Source organism: Janthinobacterium sp. 1L-D-8-B-C4, from assembly GCF_057291295.1.
This window is the reverse complement of the sequence record NZ_JBXAVX010000001.1, coordinates 562915-581532: the sequence shown is the minus strand read 5'-3', so window position 1 is coordinate 581532 and position 18618 is coordinate 562915. Positions and strand designations below refer to the sequence as shown.

At 63.6% G+C, this 18618-nt stretch carries 20 protein-coding genes; 8 read left to right on the top strand and 12 right to left on the bottom strand.

Going from position 1 to position 18618, the window contains the following annotated elements:
• Nucleotides 1–47 precede the first annotated feature (47 nt).
• The 5 genes from AC0Z42_RS02765 to AC0Z42_RS02745 all read left to right on the top strand — a co-directional run bounded on the left by AC0Z42_RS02765 (nucleotide 48) and on the right by AC0Z42_RS02745 (nucleotide 5630).
• A complete protein-coding gene (locus tag AC0Z42_RS02765) occupies nucleotides 48–887 on the top strand; it encodes a sensor histidine kinase (RefSeq protein ID WP_485466693.1) in 840 nt (279 codons plus the stop codon).
• 91 nt (nucleotides 888–978) lie between these two features.
• Entirely contained in the window at nucleotides 979–1971 is a 993-nt protein-coding gene (locus AC0Z42_RS02760) for a sensor domain-containing diguanylate cyclase (RefSeq protein ID WP_485466692.1), read from the top strand.
• Between the two features lie 66 nt (nucleotides 1972–2037).
• Complete coding sequence (locus tag AC0Z42_RS02755; RefSeq protein ID WP_485466691.1) at nucleotides 2038–2325, top strand: type II toxin-antitoxin system Phd/YefM family antitoxin; 288 nt, start codon at nucleotides 2038–2040, stop codon at nucleotides 2323–2325.
• Between the two features lies 1 nt (nucleotide 2326).
• Nucleotides 2327–2659, top strand: coding sequence for a hypothetical protein (locus AC0Z42_RS02750; RefSeq protein WP_485466690.1), 333 nt, complete (start codon nucleotides 2327–2329; stop codon nucleotides 2657–2659).
• A gap of 100 nt (nucleotides 2660–2759) precedes the next feature.
• Entirely contained in the window at nucleotides 2760–5630 is a 2871-nt protein-coding gene (locus AC0Z42_RS02745; protein ID WP_485466778.1) for a M16 family metallopeptidase, read from the top strand.
• On the opposite strand, the gene AC0Z42_RS02740 is transcribed toward AC0Z42_RS02745, so the two are convergent.
• From AC0Z42_RS02740 to AC0Z42_RS02730, 3 genes are all read right to left on the bottom strand, one after another.
• Nucleotides 5593–6099, bottom strand: coding sequence for an MFS transporter (locus AC0Z42_RS02740; RefSeq protein WP_485466777.1), 507 nt, complete (start codon nucleotides 6097–6099; stop codon nucleotides 5593–5595). The two genes, AC0Z42_RS02745 and AC0Z42_RS02740, sit on opposite strands and share 38 nt — an antisense overlap.
• A 12-nt stretch (nucleotides 6100–6111) precedes the next feature.
• Nucleotides 6112–6843: an MFS transporter gene (locus AC0Z42_RS02735; protein WP_485466689.1), complete on the bottom strand. Its 732-nt coding sequence runs from the start codon at nucleotides 6841–6843 to the stop codon at nucleotides 6112–6114.
• Nucleotides 6844–7078: 235 nt separating this feature from the next.
• Nucleotides 7079–7759 carry a TetR/AcrR family transcriptional regulator gene (locus AC0Z42_RS02730; protein WP_485466688.1) on the bottom strand — a complete coding sequence of 227 codons (681 nt, stop codon included), beginning with the start codon at nucleotides 7757–7759 and terminating at the stop codon, nucleotides 7079–7081.
• An 81-nt stretch (nucleotides 7760–7840) separates the two neighbouring features.
• Here AC0Z42_RS02730 and AC0Z42_RS02725 point away from each other — a divergent pair, with 81 nt between their 5' ends.
• Together AC0Z42_RS02725 and AC0Z42_RS02720 are read left to right on the top strand one after the other, a co-directional pair.
• Nucleotides 7841–8974, top strand: a complete 1134-nt coding sequence (locus tag AC0Z42_RS02725) for an FAD-dependent oxidoreductase (RefSeq protein ID WP_485466687.1) — start codon at nucleotides 7841–7843, stop codon at nucleotides 8972–8974.
• An 18-nt stretch (nucleotides 8975–8992) separates the two neighbouring features.
• Nucleotides 8993–9385, top strand: coding sequence for a hypothetical protein (locus tag AC0Z42_RS02720; protein WP_485466686.1), 393 nt, complete (start codon nucleotides 8993–8995; stop codon nucleotides 9383–9385).
• On the opposite strand, the gene AC0Z42_RS02715 is transcribed toward AC0Z42_RS02720, so the two are convergent.
• Genes AC0Z42_RS02715 through AC0Z42_RS02705 form a run of 3 tightly spaced genes read right to left on the bottom strand, consistent with a single transcriptional unit; the run spans nucleotide 9382 to nucleotide 10784 of the window.
• The gene (locus tag AC0Z42_RS02715; protein WP_485466685.1) at nucleotides 9382–9717 is read right to left on the bottom strand and encodes a hypothetical protein; all 336 of its coding nucleotides are present in this window, start codon (nucleotides 9715–9717) and stop codon (nucleotides 9382–9384) included. The two genes, AC0Z42_RS02720 and AC0Z42_RS02715, sit on opposite strands and share 4 nt — an antisense overlap.
• Nucleotides 9718–9725: 8 nt before the next feature.
• Nucleotides 9726–9980 (bottom strand): hypothetical protein, encoded by a 255-nt coding sequence (locus tag AC0Z42_RS02710; protein WP_485466684.1) that lies wholly within the window; start codon nucleotides 9978–9980, stop codon nucleotides 9726–9728.
• 18 nt (nucleotides 9981–9998) lie between these two features.
• On the bottom strand, nucleotides 9999–10784 hold the full coding sequence (locus AC0Z42_RS02705) for a DNA/RNA non-specific endonuclease (protein WP_485466683.1): 786 nt from the start codon (nucleotides 10782–10784) through the stop codon (nucleotides 9999–10001).
• A gap of 140 nt (nucleotides 10785–10924) precedes the next feature.
• On the opposite strand from AC0Z42_RS02705, the gene AC0Z42_RS02700 reads away from it, so the two are divergent.
• On the top strand, nucleotides 10925–11452 hold the full coding sequence (locus AC0Z42_RS02700; protein ID WP_485466682.1) for an SRPBCC family protein: 528 nt from the start codon (nucleotides 10925–10927) through the stop codon (nucleotides 11450–11452).
• 3 nt (nucleotides 11453–11455) lie between these two features.
• On the opposite strand, the gene AC0Z42_RS02695 is transcribed toward AC0Z42_RS02700, so the two are convergent.
• From AC0Z42_RS02695 to AC0Z42_RS02670, 6 genes are all read right to left on the bottom strand, one after another.
• A complete protein-coding gene (locus AC0Z42_RS02695; protein ID WP_485466681.1) occupies nucleotides 11456–12469 on the bottom strand; it encodes a response regulator in 1014 nt (337 codons plus the stop codon).
• Nucleotides 12462–13571 carry a response regulator gene (locus AC0Z42_RS02690; protein ID WP_485466680.1) on the bottom strand — a complete coding sequence of 370 codons (1110 nt, stop codon included), beginning with the start codon at nucleotides 13569–13571 and terminating at the stop codon, nucleotides 12462–12464. Before AC0Z42_RS02690 ends, AC0Z42_RS02695 begins: the two co-directional genes overlap by 8 nt.
• On the bottom strand, nucleotides 13561–14916 hold the full coding sequence (locus AC0Z42_RS02685) for a sensor histidine kinase (RefSeq protein WP_485466776.1): 1356 nt from the start codon (nucleotides 14914–14916) through the stop codon (nucleotides 13561–13563). Before AC0Z42_RS02685 ends, AC0Z42_RS02690 begins: the two co-directional genes overlap by 11 nt.
• The gene (locus AC0Z42_RS02680; protein WP_485466775.1) at nucleotides 14916–16328 is read right to left on the bottom strand and encodes a class I SAM-dependent methyltransferase; all 1413 of its coding nucleotides are present in this window, start codon (nucleotides 16326–16328) and stop codon (nucleotides 14916–14918) included. The genes AC0Z42_RS02685 and AC0Z42_RS02680 overlap by 1 nt, the downstream gene beginning before the upstream one ends.
• 133 nt (nucleotides 16329–16461) lie before the next feature.
• Nucleotides 16462–17487 (bottom strand): AraC family transcriptional regulator, encoded by a 1026-nt coding sequence (locus AC0Z42_RS02675; protein ID WP_485466679.1) that lies wholly within the window; start codon nucleotides 17485–17487, stop codon nucleotides 16462–16464.
• A gap of 8 nt (nucleotides 17488–17495) precedes the next feature.
• Nucleotides 17496–18380 carry a GGDEF domain-containing protein gene (locus AC0Z42_RS02670; RefSeq protein WP_485466678.1) on the bottom strand — a complete coding sequence of 295 codons (885 nt, stop codon included), beginning with the start codon at nucleotides 18378–18380 and terminating at the stop codon, nucleotides 17496–17498.
• Nucleotides 18381–18618 lie beyond the last annotated feature (238 nt).

The following is an 18618-nucleotide window of genomic DNA, read 5'->3' as shown; positions in this document are numbered from 1 at the left end:
ATAATGAAATTGCCGAATGGAAAACAATTTTGCGCTCGGGGAAATACATGCCTGTCGCCACCTACACCGTCAACCTGCTCAGTACCTGCGCCGCCCTGCTGGGCCTGATCGCCCTGCTGCTGCTGTGGCGCTTGCGCCGCCAGCACGCACAACTGCAGGCTGAACGGGCGTTGCGCTTGCAAGCGCAGCAATTACTGCAGGGCGCGCAAGGGCGCATCCGCCGGCTCGACGGCGAGCGGCGGCAGATCCGCGCCCAGGAGCGGCGCAGCCTGGGGCGCGATGTGCACGACGACCTGGGCCAGCATCTGCTGACGCTCAAGATGGACGTCGCGAGCTTGCAAGCGAGCGATGACGGCGCCAAGCCACGGCTGTCGCGCACCTTGCAGCTGATGGCCAGCAATATCGAGCATGGCATCGCGGCATTGCGCTGCGTGGTCGCGGGCCTGCGCCCGCCCGCGCTGGAACACGGCGTGCTGGCCGCCATGCGGCATCTGCTGGCCGATTTTACACGGGCCAGCGGCATCACTGCCAAGCATGCTTTCGTGCTTGCTGACGAAGCCCAGGCCAGCCTCGATCGGCATGAAACCGTGCTGTACCGCGCGCTGCAGGAAGCGCTGGCCAATATTGCGCGCCATGCGCAGGCAACGCGCGTGGATGTGCGCCTGCATTGCCAGGGCGCCCAGCTGTATTTGAGCATCGTTGATAACGGCATCGGCATGGCGGACGCGGCGGCGCGCCAGGGCTGTGGCCTGGCCGGCATGGAAGAGCGCCTGCACGAGGCCGGCGGCGCTCTGCGCATTGCCAGCAGCCCGGGCGGCGGCACCAGCTTGCAGTTGTCGCTGCCGCTGGCGGCGCAGCATGGCAAGGCGACGGCGCGAGTCGATTGATTGTTGCCATTTATCAATAACTATTGCCGGCCGCATTGCATCATGAACCTCTGTCCCACTCCCGCTCACCACCTCTCGCAAGGAAGCACTCATGCCGGACACCCACGCAAGCATGCACGCGGCACCACCTGTTCATGTCGCATCGCATGATTTTGCCGTCAAGATGATGGAAATGCTGGTCGTGCCGACCTTTGTACTCGACGCCCACGGCAAGGTGATGATCTGGAACCGTGCCTGCGAACAGCTGACGGGCGTGCCGGCCGCCGAAGTGCTGGGCGGCAACCAGCACTGGCGCAGCTTCCACGCACAGCAGCGGCCCACCCTGGCCGACCTGCTGCTGGCCGGACGCGGCAGCACGCTGCGCGCGCAATACGGCCCGCAGCCCTGCCACAGCAGCACCGGCGAGAACCTGTGCGCCGAAAACTGGTGCGACATGCCGCGCACGGGCCGGCGCCGCTACCTGGCGGTAGACGCCAGCCCGATCTACGGCAAGCAGGGCGAGATCATCGCGGTGGTGGAAACCCTGCGCGACATCACCGATGAAAAGCGCGCCCAGGCCACGCTGGAACGCCTCGCCATGCATGACAGCCTGACGGGCCTGGCCAACCGCCGCTGTTTCGACGATACCGTGCACGCGGAATGGCAGCGTGCCCGGCGTCAGCAGCTGCCGCTGTCGCTGCTGATGGTCGACGTCGACAACTTCAAGCAATACAACGACAGCCACGGCCACATGAAGGGCGACGAGTGCCTGCGCAAGGTGGCCGGCGCGGTAGCCAGCGAAATGCGCAGCAATGACCTGGTGGCGCGCTACGGTGGCGAAGAGTTCGCCGTGATCCTGCCGAACCAGTCATTGAAAGGCGCCGCCATCGTCGCCGAGCGCATACGCCACCGCGTGGAACGGCTGCAACTGCCGCGCGAACCTGCTGGCGCGCCATGCGTGACCGTCAGCATCGGCGCCGCCACCGCACTGCCCGGCCCCGCCACGACGCTGGCGCAGCTGATCCATACGGCCGACAGCGCGCTGTACCGGGCCAAGCATCTGGGACGCAATCGCATCAGCTTGCCGGAAGTGGCAAGCTGCTGACACGCCACAAGACCAAATTTGGTGTATATTTGGTCCTGTCAACGCATCGTTATCAGGGGAGCCAGCATGGAAGCCACCGAACGCATCAAACCCATCTCGTATTTGAAAGCCAATACAGCCGAAATCGTCAGCGGTTTCGATGGCGGCCAGCATGATCCCATCATCATCACGCAAAACGGCGAAGCCAAGATGGTGGTGCTGTCGATGCACGCCTACCAGGAAAACAAGCGCCATTTGCGGCAATTGCGCGAGCAGCACGCATTCATGAAGCTGATCGCCATCGGCAACGCCGAGATCGCGCGTGGCGACGTGGTGACGGAAGAAGATTTCCTGGCCCAGCTCGGCCGGGATTGAGATGACGCGCATCGTCATTCTGAAAAGTGCCGAACTGGACTTCAAGGAACTGTGCAGCGACTTCAAGGCTCACCATGGCGCGCCGGCCCATGCCCACTTCAAGGCCGCGTTCAAGGCCTTGCTGGCCGATCTGAAAGAGTTTCCGGACAGCGGCACGCCCATCGCCGAAGCGCGCCAGGTCGGGCTGTTGATACAGCAACGGCTGTGCGAGCAGGCACGTGTGATTTATCACCACGACAAGACCAGCGCGACGATTTACATCCGCATGTTCCTGCCCACCCAGCGCAATTTCCTCGATCACCTCACCAACCGCATCCTGCGCCCAGTATCTTAAGGCCCCCGCCGCCACTCCCCTATGCACGACAGCCCGATTATTCTATGCTGCTGCCTTGCACTTTCATTACAACGAGAAAGAAGGAGAGTCCGTGTCCAGAATGATCCCTGCCTTTGCCCTGGCCTTATCGGCCATGGCATCTTCCGCGCTGGCCCAGCAAACCGCCGCCACGCCACCTGTCAAGCCAGTTGCCGCCAAAAGCGCCGCCGCCGGCAAGACCGATTTGCTGCCGTTCAAGGCAACTGAAAAGACCCTGGCCAATGGCCTGAAAATCATCGTCGTGCCGACCGGTTTTCCGAATATCGTCTCGCTGCAGATTCCCGTGCAGACCGGTTCGCGCAATGAAGTCGAGCCAGGCAAATCGGGCTTTGCGCATTTTTTCGAGCATATGATGTTCCGTGGCACCAAGGCTTATCCGCCCGAGCAATACCAGGAGATCATTACCAGGGCCGGCGCGCGCCAGAATGCCTATACCAGCGACGACCTGACCAACTACCACACCACGTTTGCCAAGGATGACCTGGAAACCGTGCTGAAGGTGGAGGCCGACCGCTTCCAGCACCTCGATTATCCGGAAGACGCGTTCAAGACCGAATCGCGCGCCGTGCTGGGCGAGTACAACAAGAACAGCGCCAATCCGGTCTCGAAGCTGTTCGAAGTGATGCGCGACATCGCCTACACCACGCATACCTACAAGCATACGACGATGGGCTTCATCAAGGACATCGAAGACATGCCGAACCAGTATGCGTATTCGAAACTGTTCTTCGACCGCTGGTACAGGCCCGAGCGCACCACCATCATTATCGCCGGCGACGTCGAGCCGCAAAAAGCCATTGCGCTGGTGGAAAAATACTGGAGCAGCTGGCAGCGCGGCAAGCAGCAGGCGGCCGTGCCAGCAGAACCGGCGCCGCACGGCCCCATCTACAGCCATGTAGCCTGGCCGACGCCGACCCTGCCCTGGGTGGCGGTGGGCTTCCACGCACCCGCGTTTTCGGTGCAGAACAAGGACCAGGCCGCGCTGGCGACCCTGCTGTCGCTGTCGTTCGGCCGTACCTCGCCGCTGTACAAGCGCCTGGTGCAGAACGAACAGAAGGTCGATCAACTGTTCGACATGACGCCGGAACGGGTCGACCCGACGCTGGCCGTGATCGGCGCGCGCGTGAAAAACATCGCCGACGCCGTCTACGTGCGCGACGCGATCCTGAAAACCGTGGCGCAATTGCGCGACACGCCAGTCAGCGACAAAGACCTGCAGGATGCCAAGTCGGCCGAAAAATATGGTTTGATCCGCTCGCTCGACAATACCGAGCAGATCGCCGGCACCCTGGCCTCCTTCGTGCATTTCGACCGGTCTTATGCCACCATCAACCAGTACTACCGCCTGATCGACTCGCTCACGCCCGCCGACCTGCAAGCGGCCGCGCGCAAATACCTGACGGACGAAGGTTTGGTGGTGACCACCCTGTCAAACCAGGCCATGCCGGCCGCGATCGCCACCACGCCTGCCCTGGCCAGCCTGCTGCCCGCAGCACCAACGGCGAAATTCGACATGCTGGTGCAAAAATCAAACTTGCCGCAAATTCGCTACAAGCTGCTGTTTACGGTTGGTTCGGCACAGGACCCGCAGGGCAAGGAAGGCCTGGCCGCGCTGACCGCCGCGATGGTCGCGTCCGGCGGTTCGGGCGAGCGCAAGATCGACGAGATCAACCAGGCCCTGTTCCCGCTGGCAGGCAGCTTCAGCCAGCAGACCGACAAGGAAATGACGACGTTTACAGGCTCGATTCACAAGGACAACTGGGCTCAGTTCAACCAGATCGCCCTGCCGCAACTGCTGTCTCCCGGTTTCCGCGAAGACGACTTCCGCCGCCTGAAGGACGCGCAAAAGAACGCGCTGCTGCTCGACCTGAAGGACAACAACGAGGAAGAGTTCGCCAAGGAACGCCTGCAGACGAATGTCTATGCGGGTACGCCATACGGCCACCCGGTGCTGGGCACCGTGGCCGGCATCGACGCCATCACCCTGGACGACGTCAAGCAGTTCTGGAAAAGCGCTTACGCGCAAGGCGCGGTCAAGGTCGGTATCTCTGGCGATGTGTCCGACAGCATGACGGCCTCGCTGACGCAGGCGCTGGCGCAGCTCCCGGGTGGCCCTGGCTTGCCGGCCAGCGTCAAACCGGTGGGCCACAAGGAGCAAGGCCTGCAAGTGGAGATCATCGAGAAAAACACGCGCGCCACCGCCATTTCCTTTGGCCTGCCGCTCGACGTGACGCGCACGCACCCGGACTTCCCGGCCCTGTGGCTGGCGAAAACCTGGCTCGGCGAACACCGCGCCTCGAATTCCTACCTGTACCAGCGCATCCGTGAAATTCGCGGCATGAACTATGGCGACTACGCGTATATCGAAGCGTTCCCACGCGGCATGAACCAGTTCTTCCCGAGCCCCAACCTGGGCCGCAAGGCGCAGCTGTTTGAAATCTGGATCCGCCCGGTCGCCCCGGAAAACGCCCACTTCGCCCTGCGCGTGGCCCTGACGGAACTGGGCAAGCTGGTCGACAAGGGCCTGACGCAGGAGCAATTCGAGACCACCCGCGGCTACCTGATGAAAAACGTGTTCGTCATGACCTCGACCCAGGACCAGCAGCTCGGTTATGCGCTCGACTCCCAATGGTATGGCACGCCGGAATTCACCAAGCTGATGCGTGACGGCCTGTCGAAGCTGACGGTGCTTGATGTCAACCGCGCCATCAAGCAGCATTTGTCGGCGCAGAACCTGTCGGTGGTGATGGTGGCCAAGGATGCGGCTGGCCTGAAGGAAAAGCTGGTCAGCGATGCCTTTTCGCCGATCAAATACGACGGCAACAAGCCGCAAGCCTTGCTCGATGAGGACAAGGTGATCGGCGCCATGAAGCTCGGCATCAGGCCAGAGGCGGTCACTGTGACACCGGCGGCACAGGTGTTTGACAAGTAAGGTCGGCTGCAGGCCGCCGCAATGCGGTGGCAGCCAGTAACACGCTGATGGCTGCCACCGCATACGGCAGGCCTGCATGCAGGCCATACAGCCAGGCGCCAGCCAGCGGGCCGGCCATGCGCGCAATCGACTGCTGCGCCTGGTTCGCGCCCTGCACTTCGCCCTGGCGCCCGCCTGGCGCCGCGTCGGCGATCAGCGCGCTGGCCGACGGCTGGAACAGCCCATCGCCAAAGGTGAACATGGCGATGCCGCACAGTAGCAAAGGCAACACGGGGAACACCGCCAGGGCCGCCAGCAGCGCCAGTCCGCCCGCATTGACCAGGAGGCCGGCACGGGCCACGCGCCGTTCGCCAAAGCGCGGCAACAGCCGGGTTGCCACCAGGCCCTGGCTGATGATATCCATGACGCCAATACCGGCCAGCACGAAACCGATGGCGGCAGGCTGCAAAGCCAGCAGGTCATTCAGCATCACCGCCAGGTTCTATTGCAGCAGCACGCTGCCAAAGGCAAAGCAGAACACCACGCCGAACAGCCGGCGCAACTTGCGCTCACGCAGGACGGCAGCCAACTGGGAGATCGCGTTGAAACGGCCGGCTTGCGAGCGCGCGCGGCGCTGGTCGGGCGGCAGGCTTTCCGGCAAGCAGCACTGGACCAGCAAGGCGTTCACCAGCGCCAGCGCACTGGCGCCATACAGCGGCGCGGACAGCGACAATTGTCCCAGCAAGCCGCCCAGCACCGGCCCCAGCATGAAACCGAAGCCACCGGCCACGCCCAGCATGCCGAATGCAGGGCCACGCTGCGCCGGCGCATGCGTATCGGCGACATACGCGTACAGGGTTGAAATGCTGCCGGCTGTCAGGCCTTCCATCACACGGCCCAGTACCAGCACCCACAGCGCGCCGCCAATGCCGAACACGGCAAAACCTGCGGCCGAGCCGCATAGCGACAGCAGCAGTACCGGGCGCCGGCCATGGCGGTCGCTCAGTGCGCCAAGCACGGGCGCGGCAACAAACGAACACAGCGCATGCGCGGCCAGGATCAGCGCGACCCAGAAGGCGACATCGGCGCTGGAAACGTAACGCGCGACCAGAAACGGCAGCACGGGAATAATCAGGGTAAAGCCGGCGAAATTGAGAAATACCGACAGCAGCACCACGCCGCTGCGGCCAGACAGGCGAACGGCAAACGCGCGCGCTCTTTGGGAATAATGCATGAATTGCTCCTGGTCATGGTCCGACCGGAGCAGTTCATCAACATGAGAACCACACGGACGAACCATGGATGCTGAAACAGCATCCAGATTCGTCGAGGGGACTCATGCGCGAAGCAAGGAACAGTACTTTCATGGGAGCCAATGAAAGGATTTGGGCTTACCTATGACCAAATCTGCCTTTTCCGACCTGGGCATTCTAGAGCATGCGGAAAAGAATTGCCAGACAGATCCGATGTCAGTGGCCGGCGCCCGCCACCATGCCTTGCAGGATCAGGTCGATTCCCACCAGAAAATCAGCACGGTCGTCGTGCGCGCTCATCTGCGCCGCGACACTGCGCACGAAGGGATAGGCTTGCGCATCGAGCTGCGACCAGCTGTTGGCCACCGCGCCCAGCACCTCCGCCCGCTCGGCGCCGCGTGCACGGGCGGCCTGGGCGTTGGCGGCGTTCTGGCCGCCGACGCCCAGTATGAAGTTCAGCAAGGCCGAGATGGTTGCCCAGTGTTTCTCCGGTGAGACACCCAGCGCGCGCACTTGCTGGCCCAGGCATTCGATGATGCGCACCATCGTCAATTGCCCCGCCGTCCAGCTCAGCGCGGCACCGATCCAGGGATGGGCGTCCATCGCGTCGAACATGGCCAGCGCCACCGTGCGCACGGTCTGTGCGGGCGTCGCGCCAGCCGCGCCCAGCGCAACCGTGCGCGAGACGATGGCGTCGCAGGCCGCCACCAGCAGGTCGTGCTTGTTGGCGATATGCCCATAAATCGCGCCCGGCCCGGTGGCCAGCTTGTCGGACAGGGTGCGGAAGGTCAACGCGGCCTCGCCTCCGCTGTCGAGCAACTCGATCGAGGCGGCAATGATGCGCTCGCGCGACAGCGCATCGTCGCGGCGGGGACGGCGTGGTGTTTTTTCAGTCATGCCGCATCTTGACACAAATGGAATTCCATTCCAATATATTGGAACGACGTTCCAAACCATATTCAACCAGGAAAAATCACCATGAAAAAACCGGCCACCACAGTCACCATTATCGGCGCAGGCCTGGGCGGCCTCGTGCTGGCCCGCGTGCTGCATCTGCACGGCGTTGCCGCCACAGTCTACGAAGCGGAAGCCGGCGCCACTTCGCGCGCGCAGGGCGGCATGCTCGACATCCACGACTACAACGGCCAGTTGGCCCTGCAGGCGGCGGGCCTGATGGAACAATTTCAAGCCCTGGTCCTGGAAGGCCGGCAGGCGATGCGCGTGCTGGACTGCGATGGCACGCTGCTGTTTGAGCAGCCCGATGATGGTTCGGGTGGCCGCCCGGAAGTGCAGCGCGGCGAGCTGCGGCAAATGTTGCTCGACTCTTTACCGGCCGGTAGCGTGCAATGGAATCACAAGGTCAGCAGTGTCGCTTCGCTGGGCAATGGCCGTCACGCAGTCGCGTTTGAGCATGGCGCCACGCTTGAAACGTCACTACTGGTGGGTGCCGACGGCGCATGGTCGCGGGTGCGGCCCTTGCTTTCAGGCGACACGCCTGGCTACATCGGTACCTCGTATGTGGAAACGTGGCTGCACGATGCCAGGGTGCGGCATCCGGCCAGCGCGCAACTCGTTGGCGACGGGCAGATGTGCGCGCCGGCACAGGGCAAGTCGATCATGGCGCATCGCGAACGCGGCGAGACCTTGCACGCCTATGTCATGCTGGCCAGGCCGCTGGCATGGTTTGCCGATATCGATTTTACGGACCAGGCAGCGGCCGGCGCGCGTATTGCAAGCGAGTTCGATGGCTGGGCGCCGGCATTGACGGCCCTGATTACTGACAGCGACACCGCGCCACTGTTGCGCCCCCTGTACGCCCTGCCCGCCGAGCACCGCTGGCAGCGGGCGCGCGGCGTCACCCTGCTCGGCGACGCGGCCCACCTGGCCGCGCCGAATGGCGAAGGCGCCAACCTGGCGATGCTCGATGGCGCCGAGCTGGGCCTGGCCCTGGTCGCCCAGCCGGACGATGTCGAGGCGGCATTGGCAAGTTATGAGCACGCCATGTTCGCCCGCAGCGCACAGGCAGCCATGGAGGGCGATAAAATGCACAGGCTGCTCACCGGCGAGCATGCGGCAGCGGGACTGATTGCCATGCTCCAAGAGCATGACTGATTTGATGCATAATGGGCCATGGATTACTCGCACGCATTACAACTCTGGAAGATTGAACCGCCGCCATGGCTAGCACAACTGCTGGCCATTCCTGCCGACCAGGAACTGTGCCTGGGCGACATCCGGTTCGCCCTGCCCGCGCCTTTTCTCACGCCGCAGGAAGTAGCGAACGCCCACGCCTTGCTGGCCGATTGGGAGATTGCCGGCAAGCTGATCCCGCTTGCGGGCGATTTTCACGATCTGCTGTGTCTCGACGCGGCAACCCCAGGCGCCGACATCGTGCTGCTGAACGACGCACGCCAGGAGCTGGCGCGCTTTGATGGCTACGACGATCTGCGACGCTGCCTGCGAACGGCGCAGCCCGACCCGAATACGGATGGAATGATCATATCGGCCTGGTTTGATTTCTAGCCAGGCGTTCCGCCGGAAACGGCCTCGCCATGGAAACACTCCCATGCCGCCGCTTCGATATCCTCGATGACGTTGCCGTCCTCGTCCGTCACCGTGAACTGCTGCTGGCAACTGCCCAGGCTGGCAGCGCCGTCCAGCGCCAGCAGCAGTGTGTAGACGGTGTCGCGCACTACCGTGTCGACGATGCCGGTCAGTTGCCGCGCCTGCTCCTCATCGAGACCCAGTGCGGCGATCCTGGCGGCAACTTCGCTGCCTGACGCGGGGTTCGTGAAACTCTTGACCAGCTCTGTCCTCAGCTCATCGCAGTGCGCTGCGAATTGGGCGCCATCCATCGCCGGCGTCACTCGAACGGATTGGCGACCGACGTCACTTCAGGCGGCGGCAACTGCTTGGGCAGCTCGCGCTTTTCCAGTTCCGCCACCACCTCGGCCAGCAGCTTTTGCAATTGTCTGGCCAGCGCCAGGCCTGCCTGGTCGAGAGTCAGGTCGAGATCGCCGGCCAGGCTGATGCGGTCGAGGCGGTTTTCCACGCTGAGCGTGCCGATATTGAGCACGTCGCTTTCATTGGCATACGGGACGAATTTTTTTGCGCACATGGGTTGTCCTTGTTTGAATTATTTGAATTTTTTGCTGTTGATCTTGGGCAAGCTCAGCATGCGCAGCTTCTGCTGGCGCGTCAGCGACGGTAACAGATTGATGCCAAGCTTGTCTTCCAGTTGGGCGATGCTCAGCACTTCGTAGTCCTTGGTGTCGGTATTGGCGATGAAGTAGGCGGCGCCGGCGCCCTGGCGCGGACTGTAGACGGCCTTGTACAAGTGGCTGGGCACGAGCACGCGGCCGACCTTGCGCAAATTGCCACCGATAAAGGCCGGCCCCGTGATCACATACAGCGCGCCCTCTTTCTTGGCCATCTTGCGCACCGCGCCTTCGATGCCGGCCCACACATAGCGATTGTTGCGCGCGTCTTGCGGCACCATATTGGCCAGGGTAAAGCTGTCCTGCTGGCTGCGCCGGTCCGGCATGTCGCCGTTCGGCGCCATATGGCCACGGTCGAAACCGCTGCGCGCATAGTCTGCCAGTTCGGCGCGCTGGCCGGCGGGCAACTGGCGTTCGGCATGGAACGAGTTTTCACGCGACAGGTCTTGTGCTGCTTCCACATTGCTGGCCGTCAGGTGCTCGGCCGACCAAAGCGGCGTGCGCGTGATACCGGAATGCATGACGCCGAAGACTGTGTAGCACAGCTCGGTGGTCGATACATCGAGCTTGGGGTTGGTGATTTCGGGCGGCCGGCCATCGACGTAATGTGCGGGGCAAGCGGCGGCCCAGGCGGGGTTCGCGGCCAGCGCTGTCGCCAGCAGGCCGCACGCCAGGCCGAGCCTGGCGATGGTACGTTGAATCATGATTCCCTGGTTTCAAGTTCTTGCAAAGCAGCATTCTAGCGGACGTCTGCCGTGCCCGACAAACGACACGTGCGCCCGTGCGTGCATCTGCTAAGATTGAACCGATTTGTTCGTATCCCTGTTCAATATCCGGAGAGCATATGATCAAGAAAACCTTGCTGCTGATCGTCATTTTTGTCGCTGGCGTACTCGGCTTTGCTACCACCAAGCCGGACACCTTCACGGTGCAGCGCGAAGCGAGCATCAAGGCGGCGCCGCCGAAGATCGCCGCGCTGCTGACCGATTTTCGCCAGTGGCAAGCGTGGTCGCCGTGGGAAAAGCTCGATCCCGGCATGGCGCGTACCTACAGCGGCCCGGCCAGCGGCCAGGGCGCCCAATATGCGTGGCAAGGCAATGACAAGGTCGGTGCCGGGCGCATGGAAATCACCGACGCGGCCGCTCCCGAACGCACCGTGATCAAGCTCGACTTCCTGCAGCCCTACGTCAGCCACAACACCACCACCTTTACCCTGGCGCCAGAGGGCGACGGCACGCGGGTCAACTGGACCATGACCGGCCCCAGCCCTTATGTCAGCAAGGTGATGAATGTGTTTGTCAGCATGGACACCATGATCGGCAAGGATTTCGACAAGGGCCTGGCGAACCTGAAAGCGGTGGCCGAACAATAAGCGTCAGAACTGCTCGATCCACGCCGCCAGGTGATCGGGCGTGAGCGCCGGTTCGGCCTGCATCACCTTGCCCTGCAGGCCCTGCTCGCTGGCGTCGATCTGCAGCGACCAGCCGCGCCGCGCCAGCCATAGCAGGCTGGCCAGCCAGAAAGCGTGTGCCGACGAGACCGGCTTGCCGGTCGGCGTTTCCAGGAATTCCGTCAGCAAGCGGCTGTCGAGGAACAGCACGCTGCCGCCCGCATCGCGCACCGCCGCGCCAAACACCGGCAGCAGCAGGTCGATGGTCTGCTCCACGCCGCGTCCGGGATGGGCCTGTTCCAGGGCGTCGAGTGCGCGCCGCACATCGGCGCCGAAAGCGGTGCTGCGGAACGCTTCCGAAGCGACCAGGTCGGCATAATCCATCAGCAGCCAGTCCGGTTCGGGCGCAGTCACGCCGGCCGTCAGCGCGGCCGACAGGTACGCCTCCACCGGCAATTGCTGTTCCGGACCGGCCAGGCTGGCGCACAGGCTGTACAGGCAGCCGATGCGGTTGGCGACAGCCTGGCGCTGGCGCACCAGCAGCTTTTCACGCAGCAACTGAGCGTGCTCGTTGCGCAGCTGGGCCAGCGCCAGCGCCTGCTTCAATTCCATGCGCAGCGCCGCGATATCCCACGGCTTCTGGATATAACGGTGGATCTGGCCCTGGTTGACGGCCTCCACGGTGTGCTCGATTTCGGAATACGCGGTGGTGAGGATGCGCACGATATGCGGATAGCGGTCCCAGGCATACGACAGCAATTCATTGCCGTAGGCGCCAGGCATGCGCTGGTCGGACACCAGCACGGCGATCTGGTCCGCGTGTTCGTCGAGCACGCGCTTGCCCTCCTCGACCGACATGGCGGTCAGTACATGGGCCAGCGGCGACATGGCGCGCTGGAAATATTTGAGGGCATTGGCCTCGTCATCGACGTACAGTATCGTCGGCAAGGCTTGCGCCGGCGCGCGCCGGGCGGTCAAAGGCAGGGAGGCGTCAATCATGCTCGTTCCTTATATGGACTGGAAAATTCAGGGTGACGGTGGTGCAACTGCCATGCTCGGTGGCGATATCGATGGTACCGCCGAACGATTGCATCATGCGTTTGCAAAACATCAGGTCCCAGCCCGGCTCTTGCTGGCCAACGGTGGCCAGCGGGTCGCGCAGCAGGCGCCTGTCCAGGCCGGGCACCACAGTGCCGGCGTCAGCATTATGGCGCACGCTGATGCTGTCACCCGCCATTGCCAGCACGATGGCCGGGCTGGCATGGCTGCCGAGCGCACGCAAGGCATGGCCCAGCACCGACGACAAAATCAGCGACACGCAGTGGGGCGACTCGGCAATGGCGAAATCGCCGCCCTCTTCGAGCACGATGCAGGCGCGCTGGCGCGGCGTCATCGGGTAGCTGTCGAGCAAGCCGGCCAGCAGTTGCCGCGCGCTGGCGCCGCTGCTACGCTGGCGCTGCTGCATGCCCTGCCCGCCGCCCGCCAGGCGCACGGTGTCGACGAAGCTGGCCAGCACCGCCAGGCAGTAGCGCGCGTTGTCATGCATCAGCGCCGCCGCTTCGGCGATTTCAGCTTCCTCGCCATGCAGCGCGGTGGCGCGCCGTTCGATGCCGCGTGCAAAATTGGCCACCGCCGCCAGCGGCGTATTGAGTTCATGCGCAAGAAACGCCAGCGATTCGTCTATCGCGCTCAGGCCCTGGCGCCGCGCCGCGCGTGCGCGCCCGGCCTGCACCGCCAGTTCAAGCGCGCGCAGCAGTTCGTTTGTCTCCAGCGGCTTTTCCAGCAGGCGGAACAGCGAACCGGCATTAATCAGTTCGAGCAGCACCTGCTTGTCGGCATAGGCGGTGACAAGCATGCACACGATGTGCGGATGATCGCGCCCGACTTCGGACAGCAGCTCGCTGCCGGGACGGCACGGCATGCGGTAGTCGGTCACCAGCACGTCGATGTGATCACCGCTTTCAGCCAGCAGCGCCAGCGCGTCGTCCACGCTGGCCGCCGTCAGCACACGGTAGCGCGCAGCGGCCAGATGGGCAAAATACTTGCGCGCCAGTTCTTCATCGTCCACATACAGCACCGTCGCGCGGCTATCAGCTTCCATGCTGGCGGCCCTCCCAGTCGGAGCGCTGCAAGTCGAAATTCATGCTGGCCCAGGAACCGAACACGCTCTCGGCCGACAAGGTGCCGCCATGGCGCTTGATCACGCCGTAACTGATGCTCAGGCCCAGGCCCAGCCCCTGGCCCACCTCGCGGGTGGTAAAAAATGGTTCGAACACGCGCGCCAGGTTTTCCGGCTCGATGCCGGGGCCGTTGTCGCGCACGCTCACATGCAGGCGGTCATCGAGCCACTGCGCACTGATGCGAATTTCAAACGGCGGCAGATTGCGCTTGCGCATCGACAGCACGGCATTGCCCAGGAGGTTGATCAGCACGCCGACAATCGCCGCCTCGTCGCCGCGCACCAGCGTGTCCTCGGGTAGCGCATGGCTGATATCGACGTTCTTGGTTTCATGGCCAACCAGCCGGATGGCGGACTCGAGCGCGCGCTGGAAGTGGAAGTGGCCACGTTCGAGCTGGTCGCCGCTCTTGCGGTAGGCAAAGGTCTTCAGGTCGGAGACGATGTGCTGCACCCGCTGCATGCCCTGCTTGGCGTCGACCAGGCATTCGGTAATCAGGGCGCTTTGCCGCGCGGCCGGCTCTTCCATGGCGACATCGATCGCCATCATGCAGAAATTGACAGGGTTGTTGACTTCATGCAGCAGGCCGGCGGCCAGGGTGCCGATGGCTGCCATCTTTTCCTGCTGCAGCATCTGGCCCTTGATATCGGCCAGGTCCTTGTTGGTTTTTTCCAGCTGCAAATTTTTTTGCGCCACTTCGGCCTTCAGCTGGAACAGCATGAAGCGCGCGCGCTCGTTAAAGTAGGTAAAGACGGCGCTGATGCTGGCCGACATCACCAGGAACAGGCAATTGACGACGAATTCCGGCGACAAGGGTGCTGAGCCCGCATGCCAGGCGCAGGCGGCCAGGTACAGCAGGCAGGAAATGGCGCCGAACACCATGTTCTGCCACAGGCCGAAGGCCAGCACGATGCCCGAGGAATAGATCGCCAGGGTCATGCCGACGTAATAGATGGAAGCGGCGCCTTCGGTCATGGCGATCATCCAGGCGATCATCAGTTGCGGCAGCAACAGCCAGACAAACGTCATCCAGGCGATGCGCTCCTGCGCCCAGCGCGTGCGCATGGCCAGCGCCACGCAAAAGATCAGCGCCGCCACCAGCACCCGTGCGCCCGTGAAAGAGCGCTGCATGTCCGGATACAGTGCCGAGTCCAGGCCCATGCCCAGCAGGATCAGCACGATGCCGGTATACGCCCCGCCACGGCTGAATTCCAGCCGGAAGTCGCGCAACACGGCCGTGTAGCCGGCATGCAGGCCTGGCCGGTCCATCACGGCATGCTCACTTGCGCAAACACATTCACGCCGGTGGCGTCGACATAGATATGCCGCTCGGCCGCATGCCCGGGCAGCAGGGCCGACAAGGTGGCTTCATTGCGGTAGATCAGGTGCCACTCCAGCAAATGCTCCATGCCGAACTTGCCGGGATTGTCTTCATGCACGTTGGTCACCAGCAGGCTTCCGCCCGGCCTCACGCGCGAGGCAAAGTGCAGCAGCAGGCGCGCGCAGACCTTGTCGGACAAATAATCGAACAGGCCGGCGCAATACACGGCGTCGAAATCGCCGCCCCTGCCCTGCTGCGCCTGCGCCTGCGTCCGCGCGGTGCCGTGGCGGCGCTTGAGCAGGTTGTGCACCGAATCGTGCACGTAGTCGACGATGGTCGGGCGGCCGGTGCGCTGCATGATGGCGTCCAGGCGCGCGCGGGTCCAGTCCAGCGTCTCGCCGCTGAAATCGACCAGTTCGAACGACAGCCACTGCGCGTCAAGGCAGGTGTCGAGAAAGCGCTGCACCTCGACGGCCGGTCCGCAGCCGACGTTGAGCACGCGAAACACGCGGCCAGCGGCGCGCGCCTCGGCCGCTTTTTGCGCCAGGAAATCGGTCAGGATGTCGATGCGGTTGCGGTGCGCGGTGGCCACTGCCGCCTGCAAAAATGCCGCATTGACGATCTGGAAATACGTGCTGGGACCCTGGCGCGGATCGCCCAGCAGCTGGTTGACCATCTGGTAGTCGCCCGCATAGCCAAGCGGCTTGGTAAAGGTGCGATACACGAACGGCGCACGCAGTATCAAGGGATGCAGGGCGGCCTGGGCAAAGGCGCGGTGGGCCGGCGCATGTTCGTCGGGCACTTGCGCGGCGGCCGCTTCCAGCTGGCGCAAGTAAAGCTGGGTCTGCGCCATCAGCGGCTGCGCCAGCTCATCGAAAATATCGTTGCGCAGGCGGCCATTTTCTTTCGGCAGCGAATCGGACAGGTCGACCTGCTCGACCCAGCGCGCCACTTCCGACAAAAACGCGCGCATCTCGTTGACGACGATCTGGTAGTCGCGGCCGATGCGCGAGCGTTCGCTCCAGCCCGCGATAAAGGCCGACGATTCGCGGCCGATGGCGCCCTTGATCACCACCACTTCGCTGAGCTCGCGCCATTCATCGATCAAGGTCACCGAAACGATCGCGGTCAGGCCCGTATTGACGCTGCTGATGACCACCGCCTTGCCAACGTAGGCGTTCCTGGCGCCCATGCGCACGGTCAGCTCGGCCAGCATTTCGCTTACCTGCACGATCGAATGGGGATTATAGATTTCCATCACCAGCGAATTGCGCTGCAGGTTGAAAATCGTGCCGCGCACCACTTCACCCTCGGTATTGCGGAAACTGACGACTGGATCGATTTGCGATTGTGAATACACGATTGAGGTTATCAGGTTGGTGGCCGGGCTGGCCGTTTTCCAGCGCCTTTTCTGGCTCTTGTCGAGTGTACTATGGATGTAGCCGGAAGGGCAATTGTTCACTCAGGAACCTATTTACGCACAGGCCGGCCGCTTATCCCGATACGAACAAACCGAGCGCGTGGCGCAGCAATTGCGGCGTCTGCCCGGTCCAGCGCTTGAAAGAGCGGCGGAAATTGGTGGCGTCGTGAAACCCCAGGTAGGCGGCCACCGCATCGTTATCGTAGCCATGGGCCTGGAACAGGTAGATCGCCTGGTGCGCACGCACTTGGTCGAGCTCGGCCTGGAAGTGGCTGCCGTGGCGCGCCAGGTGGCGCTTCAAAGTGGCCGGGCTGACGCCGAAATCTTGCGCGGTGCGCTCCAGGGTCGGTGCGCGGCGCAGTTCGCGCAGCAAGTAGTCGTACAGGCCGCCCAGCAGGCTGGGTGCAGGCGCCGCTTCCAGGCTGGCGGCGCGCTGCGCCAGCGCGGCGGCGGTGGCATTGCCGCGCGGCCAGGGCCGGTCCAGCCAGGCCGTATCGATCAGCATGGCGTCGAGCTGGCATTCGAAGCGTAGCTCCATGCCCAGGTGCACCTCGTGCTGCTCGACATGGCGCGGCCGCGCGCGGTTGAAACAGTAGCGCCATGGCAGCGCCTCGCCGGCCAGCCAGCGGCACATGGCGCTCAATGCCGTCATGTGCATTTCAACCAGGAACGGCAGCTGGCTCGGCGCGCCGAAGGCGTCGGTCCAGTACAGCACCTGCAGGGCACCGGCGTCGCGCAGGCGCGGCTGCAGCAGCGGACTCAAGCGTGTATGGCTGGCGCACAGCACGGCCAAGGCCTGGCGCAGATTCTGCGCCTGCAGCAGCGCATGGCTGGCGGCGCCATAGTGCCCCGGCAGCATTTGCTGGCCCAGCATGAAACTGGTGTCGCTGCTGGCCAGGCTGCGCGCCACATTGCCCAGCAATTGCAGGTATTGGCTGGCCGACAGCAGGCTGTCGTCCAAGGCATCATCGGCACTGCCCAGACCGGTGCCGCGCAGCAGCGGCGCGGCGGGTGCATCGCGCGAGCGCGCATAGCCCAGCACCAGCGCCGGCTGGTGCCGCGCCGCAATGCCGGGGTCATTGGCCTGTGTCAGCTTCACCGGGCGGCTCAAGCAGGCGCCGCAGCGCGCAGCGGCGTTTCCACCGCGCGGCTCAGCTCGGCCAGCACCACTTCGGGCACGCCATCAGTCATCGAACAGGCATGGCGCAAGCTCAGCCGCACTTCGCCATCGCGGGCAAAATGGCGCATCTGGCCGACCATATAACACAGGTGGCGCGCTACCTCGACCGCATCGGCGCGCGCCACGCCCGGCATCAGCACGGCAAAACGGTCGCCTGCATAGCGGCACAGCAGGTCGTCATTACGCAAATTCAACAGCAGCATATGGCCGACCGCCTGCAGCACGCGGTCGCCTTCGGCATGGCCGTGTTCGCGGTTGATCAAGTGAAATTTGTCGATATCGAGCAGCACCAGCGCGCAATCGACACCGGGCCGGCGCTCCTGTTCCAGCCGCAGCTGGGTGCGCAGATAGCTGGCGTCAGCCAGCTGGGTGATGCGGTCGAACGCGCGGTGATCGCGGAACAATCGCTCGCGTTTTTGCAGGTGTTCGTTCAGGCGGAACTGTTCATGGCGCCAGTAATACATGCCCACCGTCACCAGCAGCATGCCGAACGGGATCAGCGCCTCGAGCCAGTTGTCCCACAGCGCCTGCTTGTCGACGGCAAAAAATTCATCGAGACAATCGGCCCACGAGCCCAGCATGATGGCGCACAGGCCGCCGGCCAGCAGGCGCGTCACCAGCCCGCGCGGCCGGCTGCTGAGGGTGAACAAAAACCAGATGCCCGCCATCACGGCCGTGCCGCCTTCGCAGACGATGTCCATCCATTTCCAGGCGTGAAACGGCTTGGCCACGCCCAGGGTGGAATACAGCAGGAAAAAGACCGGCAGCGCCAGCACGGCGGCGATCAGACTGTTGCGGTGAAGTTGCAGCATGGCGTTACCCTTTTTGACAAGTGCGACCACCATACCGGCCAGCCATGACAGCACGATGACATGCGCGTGGCGCGGTGGGCACAGGTGCAAACGGCTCACGGCAAGAGCGAAAGTCGCTGCAAAAACAGCGCGCCGCCACCCCGGCCCCTGCCCGGCCGGGTCATTTCAGCTCATCCATGCGCAAAAGCCGCCGCCAGCCCGGGTTTGCGGCAAGCGCTGTCATGCATCGGTCATATTT